We start from the raw sequence: 13,556 nt of genomic DNA, 5'->3' as shown, positions 1-13,556 counted from the left end.
GGGAGGTGTGGTTCGGGTCATGGTGTCTGACCAGCAGGTTCACGCACATCCGGCCGCGTCGGCCACCTGGCTCAAGGACGCCGCCACAGCTCGCGCGCTGTCCCTGATCACCCTGGTATGGCTCGGGCTGGAGAGCACGCTCGGCCTGGCGGCGGGGTTCTCCGCGCACTCGGTCGCGCTGATCGGCTGGGGCCTGTCCGCCCTCGTCGAGGCGCTGGCCAGCCTGATCGTGGTCTGGCGCTTCACCGGCGCGCGCACGCTGTCCTCCCACGCGGAGGAGAAGGCCCAGCGGGCCGTGGCGGTGAGCTTCTGGCTGCTGGCCCCCTATCTGGTCGTGCACGTGCTGCACGACCTCGACGCGGGGCACCGCGCGGCGCCGACCGCGCTCGGCATCGCGGTCACCGCCATCAGTCTGGCGAGCATGCCGCTGCTGGGCATGGCCAAGCGGCGCATCGGCGCGCGGCTCGGCTCGGCTGCCACCCGGGGCGAAGGGGCGCAGAACCTCATCTGCGCGGCGATGGCGGGCGGCGTGCTGGCCGGACTGTGGCTCAACACCCTCGGATGGTGGTGGGTCGATCCGGCCGTGGCGCTGGCGCTCGCGGGGGTCGCCGTGCGTGAGGGCGCCCGGGCGTGGCGCGGTCACGGCTGCTGCCATTGACAGCCACTCTGGGTAATCACTGCACCAAATCAATGGTTTTGCCACACCAAGCGCACCCAGTATCGTTCCTGAGCACCGCGGAGTATCTCCCCGGTATGGTGACCCGAACGTATCGACACCAAAGAGGGCAACGTGGGGCGACACCGTACAGACGAGCTCGATGACGGCTATCACGCCCCCCGCCGACGCAGCAGCAGCGGCCGCGGCAGGGTGCTGGTCCCGTTGGCCGGCGCGCTCGCCCTTGCCATCCTGCTGGGTGTCGCCGCCTTCGTCATCTTCAACAGGGAACGCGGCTGCACGGGCGATCCGCTCGCGCTGCGCGTGGTCGCCACCCCCGACCTGTCGCCCGCGCTGAACAAGGTCGCGGGCTCGTTCAACAAGACGGGCAAGGCCGTGGACGGCCACTGCCTCGCGGTGACGATCGTCAGGGAGTCGGCCGCCAAATCGGCCAACAGCCTGGTGAACGGCAAGCTCGACGCCGACATGTGGATCGCCGACTCCAGCCTCATGGTCGGCAGGCTGCGCGCGGGCGAGGCGGGAGCGGGGCTGCCCGCGCCGTCGGGCTCGATCGCCACCTCCCCCATCGTCCTGGTCGCCGCCAAGAGCGCGGCGGCCAACCTCGCCAAGAGCCTGCAGCCCAGCTGGCAGGGCCTGATCAGCGTGGCCAACGTGGCCAACGCCGACGGCCCGGGCAAGAAGGTCCGCGTGCTGGCGCTCGACCCCGCCAAGAACTCCGCGGGCCTGGGCGCGCTGGTGGCCGCCGCCGGCGCCGCCAAGGAGGCGGGCCTCGGTGACGAGCAGCTGGTCGGCGCGTTGAAGAAGCTCTCCGAGCAGATCGCCGCCGACCCCGCCGCCCTGCTGGCCAGCCTGACCGTCAAGTCGGGTAGCAAGGTGCCCGTCGGCGTCTCCTCCGAGCAGAGCGTCTGGGCGCACAACGCCAAGAAGTCCGCCTCGCCCGTCGTGCCCCTCTATCCGGAGGACGGCACGCTGAGCCTGGACTACCCCGTCGTGATCACCTCGAAGGACCCTGTCAAGCAGAGGGCGGCCGCCGCCTTCCAGCAGGAGCTCGGAACCGAGGCCGCCCAGAAGACGCTGCGCGAACACGGTTTCCGCACGCCCGACGGCAAGGGCGGCAGCGCCCTGGCCGAGGACAAGGGCTTCGCGGCGGCGGCGCCCCAGGCGCTGCCCTCGCCCGACGTCAAGAACGTCGCGAGCATGGCCCAGATGTGGTCGAGGCTGAACCTCGGCACCAGGATGCTCGCGCTGCTCGACGTCTCCGGCACGATGGCCTATCCCGTGCCCGGCACCGGCATGACCCGCATGCAGGCCATCACCAAGATCGCGGGCGAGGGGCTCGCCCTGTTCGAGGCCGACAGCGAGATCGGCGTCTGGAGCTTCTCCACGCTGCTCGACGGCCAGAAGGACTACAAGGAGCTGATCTCGGTCGGCCCGCTGAGCGAGATGGTCGACGGCGTCCCGCGCAAGCAGATCCTCGGCCAGGAGCTGGCCACCGTCCAGCCCAAGGCCACCGGCGACACCGGGCTCAACGACACGTTGATGGCCGCCTACGCGGAGATGAAGTCCACCTACGAGCGCGACAAGATCAACACGATCCTGATCCTCACCGACGGCGCGGGCAACGACGACCCGACGGGCAAGGTCACCAATGCGCAGATGGTGGAGTTCCTGAAGAAGGAGTACGACCCCAAGCGGCCGGTCAACCTCCTGATCATCGCGTTCGGACCCGACGCGCCCAAGGGCAAGAAGCAGATGGACGCGATGGCCGAGGCCAGCGGCGGTGAGGCTTACATCGCGGCGAACATCCTCGACGTGCGCAAGTTCTTCGTCCAGGGCATGAAGCGGCGCCTGTGCGCGCCCAACTGCTGACCTGAGGCGCTGAGCGATACCCGGTCGTTATGCCGGGACAACCCCTTTTCGTAAGGGGGCGTCCTACCCGCGTGGGGCTGTGACAACACGAGCTCGCTGCGGGGAGGAAGATCCGTGCCCGGATGGCCTACTGTCGACCGCGCCGACGATCATCAACTGGTGGAGGCGCTGCGCCATGCCGACACCGACGCCCCCGCCAGGCTCTACGACGCCTACGCCGAACGGCTGCACGACTACGCCTGTTCGCTGACCGGCGACCGCGACGCCGCGGCCGACGCCGTGCACGACGCGCTGGTGACCGCGCAGGGCCGTACCGACCAGCTCAAGGAGAGCTCCAGGCTGCGCGCGTGGCTGTACGCGCTGACCAGGTTCCAGAGCATCGCCAAGACGCCCAAGACGCCGGGTGTCCCGCCTCCCGTCCTCGATGATCCGGAGGACCCCGAGCTGGCCGAGCTGGTGCACGAGGCGCTCGGCGAGCTGAGCAAGGGCGAGCGGGAGGTGCTCGAACTGTCGCTGCGACACGGGCTTACCCCCTCCGAGGTCGGCGCGGTGCTCGGGCTCACCTCACGCCAGGCGACCACCAGGCTCGGCAGGGCGCGCGACCACGTGGAGAACGCCGCCGCCGCGGTGATCCTGGCCAGAACGGGCCGGGCGCACTGCCCCGACCTGTCGGCGATGGTCGACTCGTGGGAGGGCCCCCTCACCCCGATCCTGCGCAGGCGCCTTTCCGGACACATCGGCGGGTGCGAGGTCTGCACCGAGGGCCGTCACCGCCACGTCTCCGCGAGCAGGCTGCTCGACATGGTGCCCGTCGCCTTCCCGCCGATCTCGCTGCGCCGTCGCGTCGTCGAGACCTGCACCAGCCCCGAGCGCGACCAGACCCGCACGCTGATCACCGAACGGGGCGACAGTTTCGACAGGACCGGCTTCCCCGTGATGGTCGAGCGCCGCTCGCGCAGGCGCCCGCGACGCCTCGCGCCGGTCTTCACCATCGGCGCCTGCGTGCTCGCCGCCACCGGCGCGATGATCGTGATGAACGGAGAGTCCGAGCCCGCCGCGCTGCGGATGGCCCCCTCCGCCTCGCCCAGCGTCTCCGAGCCCGCTCTGGCTCAGCCCGACCCCTCGACCGATTCCCTGACCGACCCCTCTACCGAGCCCGAGCTGCAGAACGACATCGAGGAGAGCGCCGAGCCGACGGGCGCGCCGAGCCGTACGGGGCAGGCGCCGCAGACGCGGCCCGCGGCCAGGCCCGTGCAGAGCCCCGCCTCGCAGCCCTCGACCACCAGGCCCACGCCCACCGCCAGCCGCACGCGGCCCGCCGCGCCCGCGGCGCGGCTCTCGGTCACCTGCCCCGGTGGCGTCGCCGGCGCGGGCACCGTACGGCTGGCCGCCCGCAACGCCGCGATCTCCTGGAGCGCGGGGGGCCTCCGACGGCCTCGACGTCTTCCCCTCCGCCGGTTCGATCAAGGCCGGCCAGTCCGCGTCGGTCTGGGTGACGGTCAACGACCCCGGCTCCTCGGGCGCGGGAACGGTGACGATCAGCTCCAACGCCGGCGGCGGTTCGTGCGCCCTGTCCTGGGACGGCCAGGGCGGTCACGAGCCCGAGCCCACCGACGACCCGCCTTCCTCGCAGGACCCGTCCGAGACGCCGGTGCCAGGTGTGGCGAGCAGCACAACCTCGCACGAGACGCAAGATGATTAAGAACTCATTTTGGTGACAAGATCGGACAAACCGGACTTTAGGCCTCGCTGACCCTCCGCCATAGGGCAAGCTAGATGGCTTGGGGACGCTCCCCGTGGCATGCTCTTGACTATGTGTTGAATAACACATGGGAATCTCGTCATGCCCGGTAAACCTGGAGTGGTCGCCAGACGTCGGCATTGACGGGCCCATGGCGGGGTTGATCCCATGAATACGGCGATCAACCGGCCTTTGCCAGCGAGTAGCCAGGAGTCAGGGAGATGGGCAGCAAGTGGAGGGCGCTCACGTGGGCGCTCGCGGCAGCGTGCATCGCGGGGGCGGTGATCGCGCTCGCCGACATCCAGACGCCGTTGCGCCCGCTTCTGATCTCTCTGTTCCTTCTGGTCGTTCCTGGGGCAGCGGTAGTCGGACTGTTGCGGGATCGTGATCCTCTTGCCGCACTATCAGTAGGTGCCGCGGCAAGTCTCGTTCTTAACGTTCTCCTTGCCCAAGCCATGCTTCTGTTCGACGCATGGTCCCCCAGGGCCGGCGTTGCGACAGTCGCCGTGCTCGCTGGGTTCATGTACGTACTGCGCGTGTTGTATCGGGGGAAGAGCATGCAGAGCGAACAGGGGGCGGGGCCACGGTGAACATCTCGATTGTTCGCCCAGGCGAGCTGGGAGACTCCGAGCGGTCTCGATGGCGGGCGTTGCAGAAGGCGGATCCCTCGCTGGACAACCCCTTTCTCTCTGTCGAGTTCGCGGTGGCCATGGACCGCTTGCGCGACTACGTGCGGGTGGCCGTCGTCCACGACGGCGACTCGATCGCGGGCTTCTTCCCCTACGAGCGCCACAGCTTCGGCATCGGCAAGCCGCTGGGCGGCTTTCTCACCACGTGTCATGGCCTGATCTCGGCTCCCGAGCTGAAGATCGACACGAAGGCCCTGCTCAGGGCCGCGAAGCTCAGCGTCTTCGACTTCGATCACATGGTCGCGGGTCAGCCGACGTTCGCGGCGTTCGAGACCGATGTCAGGCCCGCTCCGATCATGGACCTGACCGCGGGGTTCGACTCCTGGCTCGAGCAGGTGAAGGCGAACTCTCCCAAGAACCTGAAGACCGTGCGCTACAAGGAGCGCAAGCTCGGCAGGGAACAGGGCCAGCTGCGCTTCGAGTACGCCTCGCCCGACCCCGCCGTGCTGCGCACCCTGCTGAACTGGAAGTCCGACCAGTACCGCAGGACCGGCAGGGTCGACAGGTTCGCCCAGCCGTGGATCGTCGAGCTCATCGACCTCATGCATGCCGAGCGCTCTGACGACTTCGCGGGTGTCCTCACCATGCTCTACGCCGGTGACGTTCCGGTAGCGGGCCACTTCGGTCTGCGCACGGCCACGACGCTGGTCGGCTGGTTCCCGGCCTACGACACCGAGTTCGCGCGGTACTCGCCCGGCATCGTGCACCACCTGCAGATGGCCGAGCACGCGGCGAAGGCCGGGCTGCACGCCGTCGACATGGGCAAGGGCGGCAAGGAGTACAAGGACTGGCTGAAGAGCGGCGTCCTCTACGTCGCCGAAGGACGTGTCTCCCGACCGTCCGCGACGGCCGCCGTCCACTGGATCGGCAGGACTCCTGTCAACAAGGCGCGAACAATCGTCCTGGCTCGACCGTCTCTCTATAAGGTGGCCGATCGCGTGCTGAAGGGCTTCGGGCGAGTGCGCACGACTCTGCAGTCCGATTCGCCGCCCGACACCGTCGTCAAGGAACCCTCAGGAGCGCGGTAACGCGCTCCACCCCTCGCACCAGCAGCATCACCCGGCACCAAGGCAGCACAGCACCATCCATTGGCACCCTCACCCCACTGGACCCTTCATGCACCGTTCGTCACTTCTGCCATCCCTGATGATCCATAGGATCGCGGATGGTCCCGGGTCCGTTCGGCAGCACCAGGTCCCGGAAGGATTTGTCACACCATGAGTCCCGAGATCACCAAGACCAACGGTCACAAGATCAATGGCTCCGGCCTGCGATCTATGCCGCCGATCGAGCGGTTCACCCCCCTCACACCTCATCTGGCCATTTCGCCGACGGTCAGCGTGGTGGTCCCGGCCATGAACGAGGCGGAGAACCTGCCGCACGTGTTCGCCACCATCCCCCAGTGGATCGACGAGATCATCCTCGTCGACGGAAACTCCGTCGACGACACCGTCGCCGTGGCGCGCAAGCTCAGGCCCAACGTCAAGATCGTAACGCAGACCGGCAAGGGCAAGGGCGACGCGCTGGCCGCCGGCTTCGCCGCCTGCACGGGCGACATCATCGTCATGATCGACGCTGACGGCTCCACCGACGGCCACGAGATCATCTCCTTCGTGGGCGCGCTGGTCACCGGCGCCGACTTCGTCAAGGGCTCGCGCTACATCTCCGGTGGCGGCAGCGACGACCTGACCTTCAGCCGCTACTTCGGCAACAAGGTCCTCACGACGCTGGTGAACGTCTTCTACCGGACGAAGTACACCGACCTCTGCTACGGCTACAACGCCTTCTGGGCCCGCCACCTGCCCGTGCTCGACCTCGACTGCGACGGTTTCGAGGTGGAGACGCTGATGAACGTGCGCGCCGCCAAGGCAGGGCCTGCGCGTGCACGAGGTGCCGAGCCACGAGCGCTGCCGCATCCACGGTGAGAGCAACCTGCACGCCGTCCGCGACGGCATCCGCGTGCTCAAGACAATCCTGCGCGAGCGGCGCCGCCGTCCCACGCAGCCCGTTCCCGAGCTGGCCAGCCGCCCCGCGGCCGACCGGGGTGTGGCGTAAAAAGGTCGGTCATGAAGAGTTCGGTCGTCATCTGCGTCTACACCGAGGACCGCTGGGAGGACATCAGGCAGGCCGTCGAGTCCGTCGAGCTCCAGCGGCGCCCCGCGCACGAGATCATCCTGGTCGTCGACTACAACCAGGACCTGATGCTCAGGCTCAAGCAGGCCTACCCGCGGGTCGTCGTGGTCGAGAACACCCATGACAAGGGGCTGTCGGGGGGCAAGAACACCGGTGCCGACGTGGCGACGGGCGACATCGTCGCCTACCTCGACGACGACGCCGTGGCCGACCCCGGATGGCTGGAGGCTTTGGAGGAGGGCTTCCAGGATCCCGCCGTGGTCGGCGTCGGAGGCAGGACCGAGCCGCTGTGGCAGACGGGGCGACGGCCCCGGTGGTTCCCCTACGAGTTCGACTGGACCGTGGGGTGCAGCTACCGCGGCATGCCCGCCGTACGCTCGCCGATCCGCAACGTCATGGGCGGCAACGCCGCCTTCAGGCGTACGGCGGTGGGCGAGGTCGGCGGTTTCCACAGCGGCATCGGCCGTAGCGTCCAGGGGCGCAAGAGCCGTCCGCTGGGCTGCGAGGAGACCGAGTTCTGCATCAGGCTCTCCCAGCGCAAGCCGGGCGCGGTCATGCTGTTCGAGCCGGCCGCGCTCATCGGGCACAAGGTGCCCGCCCAGCGCGCCACCTTCGGCTACTTCCGCTCCCGCTGCTACGCCGAGGGTCTGTCCAAGGCCCTGGTCACGCAGAGCGTGGGTACCCAGGACGGGCTGAAGAGCGAGCGGGCCCACGCGCTGAAGGCGCTGCCGCTCGGCGCGCTGCGCGGGCTCGGCGAGGCGGTGCGCGGCGACGTCTCGGGGCTCGGCAGAGCCTTCGCGATCGTCGTCGGGCTCGCCTGGACGACCTGGGGTTACGTGGTGGGTTCCGTACGGCTGAAGCTGGTGCGTTCATGATCCGTGTGCCGATTCTCATGTACCACTCGATCACCGACAGGCCCAACCAGGACACCAGGCCGCACGCGGTGCGCACGAGCGACTTCGCCGAGCAGATCGACTACCTGTCCACCAACGGTTTCACCCCCCTGACGGTCGCCGACCTGGTCGCCTCCGTGCACAAGAACAACGGCAGGTCACTGCCCGACAAGCCCGTCGTGGTGACCTTCGACGACGGCTACGCCGACTTCCACACCCACGCGCTGCCCCTGCTCGAGCAGTACACCTTCCCCGCCACGGTCTTCCTGACCAGCGGATGGGTCTCCGACGCGGGCAGGGACGCCGCGGGCAAGCCGCTGGACGACATGCTCAGCTGGGGCCAGGCCCGCGAGATCGCGCAGACCGGCATCGAGATCGGCGGCCACAGTCACAGCCACCCCCAGCTCGACCAGCTGCCCGACGCCGAGCTCCGCCAGGAGCTGCGCAAGAACAAGGGCCTGCTGGAGGAGCGGATCGGCGCACCTGTCGCCACGATGGCCTACCCCTACGGCTACTCCAGCGCGCGGGTGCGCCGCGAGGTGCGCAAGGCCGGCTACTGGGCGGCGTGCGCGGTGAACAACACCCTCGCGGCCGACCGCCACGACCTGCTGGCCATCCCCCGCCTCACCATCGGCCGCCACACCACCATGAGCATGTTCAGACGCGCGGTCGAGGGCAGCGCGATCCCGCTGATCTACCTGCGGGAACGCGCGCTCACCAAGGGCTACGCGGTCGTCAGAAGGACGAGGTACGGATTGCGGCGGGTACGAGGGAATGTCTGACCGATCGGTCCTGCAGAAGATCCTGCGAGACCTGCGCAACCCCCTCTTCCGCAACGGCTACGCGCTCATGGCGAACACGGGGATCACCGCCGTCCTCGGCATGGGCTACTGGCTGCTTGCCACCCGCTTCTACACCCCCGAGGAGTTCGGCAGCGGTCAGGCGCTCATCACCGCGATGCGCCTGTTCGCCTCCCTGACCGCGCTGGGCTTCGTGGGGGCGCTGGCCAGGTACATCCCGATCGCCGGGCGCCGCACCGCCGACGTCATCCTGCGCGGGTACGGCATGGCCGCCGCGACCGGCGGCGTCGCCGCGATCGGCTTCCTGCTGACGCTGCCCATGTGGGGCGAGATCTACTCCGTGCTCGGCGGGCTCGGCCACGGCCTGTTCTTCCTGGGCGCGGTGCTGGTCTGGTCGGTGTTCACGCTGCAGGACGTCGCGCTCACCGGCCTGCGCCAGGCCGTCTGGGTTCCGGTGAACAACCTGGTGTTCGGCCTGGTCAAGATGGGCCTACTGGTGGCGCTGGCGGGCTCGCTCCCCGAGGGCGGCATCTTCGTCTCCTGGGTGATCCCGACGGCGATCGCGCTCATCCCCGTCAACTTCCTGATCTTCGGCCTCCAGGTGCCCAAACACGTCCGCGAGACCGCGGGCGAGGCGAGGCCGCCAGGGCTGCGCGAGATGGGCAGGTTCCTGGCCGGCGACTTCCCCGGCACGCTGTCGATGCTGGCGATCGTCTACCTGGTGCCCGTGCTGATCGCCGCCAGGGTGGGCGAGGCCACCTTCGGACGCTTCTCCATGGCCCACACGCTGGGCTGCATGATCGAGCTGCTGGCCATGAACATGGCGATCTCGCTCACCGTCGAGGGCTCCTTCGACCGCTCGCGGCTGGCCGCCAACGCCAGGCAGGCGCTGAAACGGGCCCTGCTGATCATCACGCCGATCATCGGCGTGGCCTGCCTCGCCGCCCCCCTCATCCTGGCCGTCTTCGGCTCCGAATTCGCCACCGAGGGCACGACGCTGCTGCGGCTGATGGCGCTGGCCGTCCTGCCGAGGGTGCTGATCGAGGTCTACCTCAGCTCGCTGCGTGCGCTGGGCGAGGCGAGGAAGCTGGCCGTGGTGCAGATCGGACTGGCCGCGCTGGTGCTGGCGTCGATCATGGCCCTCTTCCCCTTCGTGGGCGTGAATGCAGTGGGGTACGGCCTGCTCTTCAGCGAACTTTTGGTCGCACTTTTGATCTTCAGAAGTCTCCGTAAAGTTCTCAAAGGTGGCGAAACCGGGCGGCATCGTGTCACCCAGCGGTCGTCTGAGGCCGCATGATGGTCAACGTGAGGCAACCGGCGGGCGATGAGATGACAACGGAGACGACGGGCACGTCCGAGGCTTCCAGTGCTTCGGATGTGGAGGAGGTCGAGGAGCCTGTGGACCCCGACTTCGACCCCGAAGCCACCGGTGTGATCCCGAAGATCACACTGCCCGTGGGCACCGGGGCCGACCCCAGCACCAGCGCCGACGAGGAAGAGTCCGGCTCCGCCGCGACCGACCAGGACGCACCCGGTTCCGAGCGGCCGGACTCCGACGCGACGGACTCCGAGGAGACCGGCACCACGGAGACCGGCACTACGGAGACCGGCACCGCGGAGACCGAATCCGCGGAGACCGAATCCGCGGAGACCGAAGCCTCGGAGACCGGCTCTGACGAGACAGGTCCTGAGGCGACGGGCTCTGAGCCGGTGGCCTCCGACGAGGCCCGCCCCGGCGCCTCCGAGAGCTCCGGCCCGGAAGCGCCGCCCGAGGATTCAGCCGACCCGACCGAGGACCCTGCCGAGCAGGGCGAGGATTCGGTCGGCTCGGACGAGGGTCTGGCCGAGAGTCCGGCCGGGTCCGAGGCGACGGCGGAGACCTCAGCTGCGAACGAGCCCGAGACGGCCGCCGAAGCGGCCCCCGACCCGGCCGAAGCGTCCTCCTCACCGGATGAGCCCGAAGCGACCTCCTCCACACGTGAGCCAGAGGCGGCTTCCACCTCGGAGGAGGCAGCCTTCTCACTGGAGGAGCCCGAGGCTGACTCCTCACCGGACCACCCCGAGGCGGACTCCACGACGGATGAGCCGCAGGCTGCCGGGACGACCTATGCCGAGGCCGAGACGACCGAGCTGGCCTTCCCTCCGAGCCGGCCCCTGACCGCTGAGCCGGCCTCCGACTCGGCCGCACGGGAGCACACCGAGCCCGCCGAGAAAGAGTCCGAGCCCGCCGAGCCCGCCGAGCCCGCCGAGCCCGCCGAGCCCGCCGAGGAAGCGTCCGAGAGCGGGGAGAAGCCCGCAGTCGGCGCGTCGTACGAGGTGGACGACGAGGACACCAACCCCGCGCTGCGTCTGCCCGACTTCTCGGCCGCGGGTGAGGACGTCACGGAGATCACCACGGCCGTACGCCTTCCCACGCCGCCGAAGGCCGGCAGCACCACAGGCGACGAGGACAAGGCCGAGGAGGCGCCGGGAGTCGCTGACACCACTGTCGCGCTCCGGCTGCCCTCCGCCTCCGTGAAGGTCGGTCACGCCCCCGAGGCGCCCGCCGTACCCGCCAGGGGGCCGCAGCAGGCCGCGCCCCAGGGGAAGCAGACGCGCCTGGCGTCGCTGGTGCGAGGGGCGCCGCGCTGGCTACCTGTCGTGCTGGTCCTCGAGGGCCTGCTCATGTACGTCCTGGCGCTGCGAGTCTCCCCCGGCCCGCTGCGCGGGGTGGACCCCGCCGACATCGGCGGCCTCGGGCTGATCTCCGCGATGCCGCTGAGCGCGTTCTTCGCGATCGTCATCATGATCGTCTCGTTCTTCGTCACGGTCACCCAGAGCACCGACCGCAAGTTCCTGCTGCTGTTCCAGATCGCCGCGATCACCTTCGCCCTTCATGGAGCGGGGGCGATCGTGGCCGACGTGCCGCGCTTCCCCACCGCCTACGTGCACGCGGGCTTCGTCGACTTCATCTCGAGAACCGGCGAGACCGCGCCGATGCTCGACGCCCGCATGGCGTGGCCCGGCTTCTTCGCGCTGTTCGCCTTCGTGGGCAAGGCCGCGGGCATCACCGACTTCACGACGATCCTCAACTGGACGCCGCTGCTGTCGAACCTGCTCTACCTGCTGCCGTTCGTGCTCATCCTGCGCCAGGTGGTGGCGACCACGCGGGCCAGGTGGTTCGCCGCGCTGCTGTTCATCCTCGTGCAGTGGATCGGCCAGGACTACTTCTCCCCTCAGGGCTTCACCTTCGCCCTCTACCTGGCGTTCGTGGCGATCCTGCTGCGCTGGTTCGGCAAGGTCGATCCGCGCACGAAGCCGATGCCCGACAAGGGCCGCGTCCGCAAACTGCTGGCCAGGCTCGACTCGATGCTGCCGGGCGAGCTGGCCATCACCGGCACCTTCAGGGCCGACAAGCTGCTGATGCTGCTGATGCTGATCGCGCTGCTGTTCGCCGCGACGGCCTCGCACCAGATCACGCCCTTCATGATGCTGGGCGTCCTGACCGCCTTCCTGCTGGTCAAGCGGACCTCCCTGACGTGGGCGCTGCCGTTCTTCTTCGGGCTGGTGGTGCTGGCGTGGATCAGCTACCAGACCGTGGGGTTCTGGCAGGGCAACATGGAGTCCATCTTCGGCGGCATCGGCAGGCTGCTGGAGAACCTCCAGCGCGGCACCGGCGACCGTATCCAGGGCAGCGACCCGATCCACGCCCTGGTGCTGCAGACGCGTCTCGGCATCTGCGCCACGGTCCTGCTGCTGGCCGCCGTGGGACTGCTCAGGCGGCTGCGGCGCGGCGTCTTCGACAGGGCCGCGCTGGTGCTGCTGTGCGTCCCCGTGCTGGCCATGGGCCTGCAGAGCTACGGCGGCGAGATGGGCCTGCGGGTCTACATGTTCATGCTGCCCGGCGCCTGCCTGCTGGCCGCCTACGCCTTCTTCCCCAACCTGCCGGCCGACAGCGAGGACGCCAGCGAGGAGACGGTCCCCTTCCGCCAGCGCAACGTCAGGTTCAACCCGCGGGTCACCAAGATCGTCTCGATCGTCCTGGCCGCGTGTGTCGCGCTCGCGCTGTCGATGGCCTTCCTCGTCGCCCGCTACGGCAACGAGAAGTTCGAGCGGGTGACCACGGGCGAGGTCGCCGCGATGCGCTACGTCTACGCGCACGACAAGCCGAGCGCGAGAGTGCTCTACCTGGTGCCCAAGGTGGGCCCGGAAACGACGCCGATCCTGCCGTGGGGCGAGAAGGACTTCGAGAAGGTCGACTTCACGCAGCAGGCGCTGGTCCACAAGGACCCCGCCAACATCACCCACGCGGTCGCGACGCTCAAGGCCGGCGAGCGCAACACCTTCCTCGCCGTCACGCGGGGTCAGGCCGCCTATCTCCAGCTGAACGAGGGCTTCCCCGCCGACTGGTACGACAGGTTCGTCGCCGCCCTCGACAGGTCCAAGGAGATCAAGAAGGTTTACTCCAACGACGACGCGGCGCTCTACACGTGGAAGAAGTTCGTCAAGGGCTCCGAGATCCCCGACCCTCGCTACGTCAGCGGCGGTCCGGGTGATCCTGGCTCACCGTGGGACCTGGTCGGCGTCCTCGCGCTCGGCGTCACCTGGCTGACGCTCTTCGCCTACGAGGTGATCCGCCTGCACGGCAGGAACAAGGCGCCGAGGGCCCGCAGGCGCTTGCTGATGGTGGCGGTGCCCGCCTTCCTGCTCGCGGTCGGTGTGATCGTGGAGCGCTTCCTCTACATCGGTCTGAACATGTTCCAGTAGGTCGCGAAA

The 13,556-nt window shown here is 68.9% G+C and carries 11 protein-coding genes; all 11 read left to right on the top strand.

Translation table 11 applies throughout. The annotated features are described in order from the left end of the window. Window positions 1-19: 19 nt before the first annotated feature. The 11 genes from FHR33_RS34680 to FHR33_RS34635 all read left to right on the top strand — a co-directional run bounded on the left by FHR33_RS34680 (window position 20) and on the right by FHR33_RS34635 (window position 13,547). A complete protein-coding gene (locus tag FHR33_RS34680) occupies window positions 20-658 on the top strand; it encodes a cation diffusion facilitator family transporter (protein ID WP_183656891.1) in 639 nt (212 codons plus the stop codon). Window positions 659-790: 132 nt separating this feature from the next. After that, entirely contained in the window at window positions 791-2,545 is a 1,755-nt protein-coding gene (locus tag FHR33_RS34675) for a substrate-binding domain-containing protein (protein ID WP_312895848.1), read from the top strand. Window positions 2,546-2,659: 114 nt separating this feature from the next. After that, window positions 2,660-4,243: an RNA polymerase sigma factor gene (locus FHR33_RS34670; protein WP_183656889.1), complete on the top strand. Its 1,584-nt coding sequence runs from the start codon at window positions 2,660-2,662 to the stop codon at window positions 4,241-4,243. Between the two features lie 264 nt (window positions 4,244-4,507). After that, window positions 4,508-4,876 carry a hypothetical protein gene (locus tag FHR33_RS34665; protein WP_183656887.1) on the top strand — a complete coding sequence of 123 codons (369 nt, stop codon included), beginning with the start codon at window positions 4,508-4,510 and terminating at the stop codon, window positions 4,874-4,876. Then, window positions 4,873-6,003, top strand: a complete 1,131-nt coding sequence (locus FHR33_RS34660; RefSeq protein WP_183656885.1) for a GNAT family N-acetyltransferase — start codon at window positions 4,873-4,875, stop codon at window positions 6,001-6,003. Before FHR33_RS34665 ends, FHR33_RS34660 begins: the two co-directional genes overlap by 4 nt. Before the next feature lie 189 nt (window positions 6,004-6,192). Further along, the gene (locus tag FHR33_RS34655) at window positions 6,193-6,900 is read left to right on the top strand and encodes a glycosyltransferase family 2 protein (RefSeq protein ID WP_246452277.1); all 708 of its coding nucleotides are present in this window, start codon (window positions 6,193-6,195) and stop codon (window positions 6,898-6,900) included. After that, window positions 6,857-7,030: a hypothetical protein gene (locus FHR33_RS50835; RefSeq protein WP_246452276.1), complete on the top strand. Its 174-nt coding sequence runs from the start codon at window positions 6,857-6,859 to the stop codon at window positions 7,028-7,030. The genes FHR33_RS34655 and FHR33_RS50835 overlap by 44 nt, the downstream gene beginning before the upstream one ends. An 11-nt stretch (window positions 7,031-7,041) precedes the next feature. Beyond that, complete coding sequence (locus FHR33_RS34650; RefSeq protein WP_183656883.1) at window positions 7,042-7,983, top strand: glycosyltransferase family 2 protein; 942 nt, start codon at window positions 7,042-7,044, stop codon at window positions 7,981-7,983. Beyond that, on the top strand, window positions 7,980-8,783 hold the full coding sequence (locus tag FHR33_RS34645; RefSeq protein ID WP_183656880.1) for a polysaccharide deacetylase family protein: 804 nt from the start codon (window positions 7,980-7,982) through the stop codon (window positions 8,781-8,783). Before FHR33_RS34650 ends, FHR33_RS34645 begins: the two co-directional genes overlap by 4 nt. Beyond that, window positions 8,776-10,098 (top strand): lipopolysaccharide biosynthesis protein, encoded by a 1,323-nt coding sequence (locus FHR33_RS34640; RefSeq protein WP_183656877.1) that lies wholly within the window; start codon window positions 8,776-8,778, stop codon window positions 10,096-10,098. Before FHR33_RS34645 ends, FHR33_RS34640 begins: the two co-directional genes overlap by 8 nt. A gap of 32 nt (window positions 10,099-10,130) precedes the next feature. Further along, window positions 10,131-13,547 (top strand): ICP22 family protein, encoded by a 3,417-nt coding sequence (locus FHR33_RS34635; protein ID WP_183656875.1) that lies wholly within the window; start codon window positions 10,131-10,133, stop codon window positions 13,545-13,547. Window positions 13,548-13,556: the final 9 nt, after the last annotated feature.

The sequence above is a fragment of the Nonomuraea dietziae genome, assembly GCF_014195505.1.
Classification (GTDB): domain Bacteria; phylum Actinomycetota; class Actinomycetes; order Streptosporangiales; family Streptosporangiaceae; genus Nonomuraea; species Nonomuraea roseola.
Note: the sequence above shows the minus strand (reverse complement) of the source record. Positions and strands in the feature narration are given on the sequence as shown.

Bases quoted from the DNA above. Each gene is read 5' to 3' on its own strand.
- FHR33_RS34680 (WP_183656891.1), top strand. From the start codon at position 20: ATGGTGTCTGACCAGCAGGTTCACGCACATCCGGCCGCGTCGGCCACC.
- FHR33_RS34665 (WP_183656887.1), top strand. From the start codon at position 4,508: ATGGGCAGCAAGTGGAGGGCGCTCACGTGGGCGCTCGCGGCAGCGTGC.
- FHR33_RS34655 (WP_246452277.1), top strand. From the start codon at position 6,193: ATGAGTCCCGAGATCACCAAGACCAACGGTCACAAGATCAATGGCTCC.
- FHR33_RS34650 (WP_183656883.1), top strand. From the start codon at position 7,042: ATGAAGAGTTCGGTCGTCATCTGCGTCTACACCGAGGACCGCTGGGAG.
- FHR33_RS34645 (WP_183656880.1), top strand. From the start codon at position 7,980: ATGATCCGTGTGCCGATTCTCATGTACCACTCGATCACCGACAGGCCC.
- FHR33_RS34640 (WP_183656877.1), top strand. From the start codon at position 8,776: ATGTCTGACCGATCGGTCCTGCAGAAGATCCTGCGAGACCTGCGCAAC.
- FHR33_RS34635 (WP_183656875.1), top strand. From the start codon at position 10,131: ATGACAACGGAGACGACGGGCACGTCCGAGGCTTCCAGTGCTTCGGAT.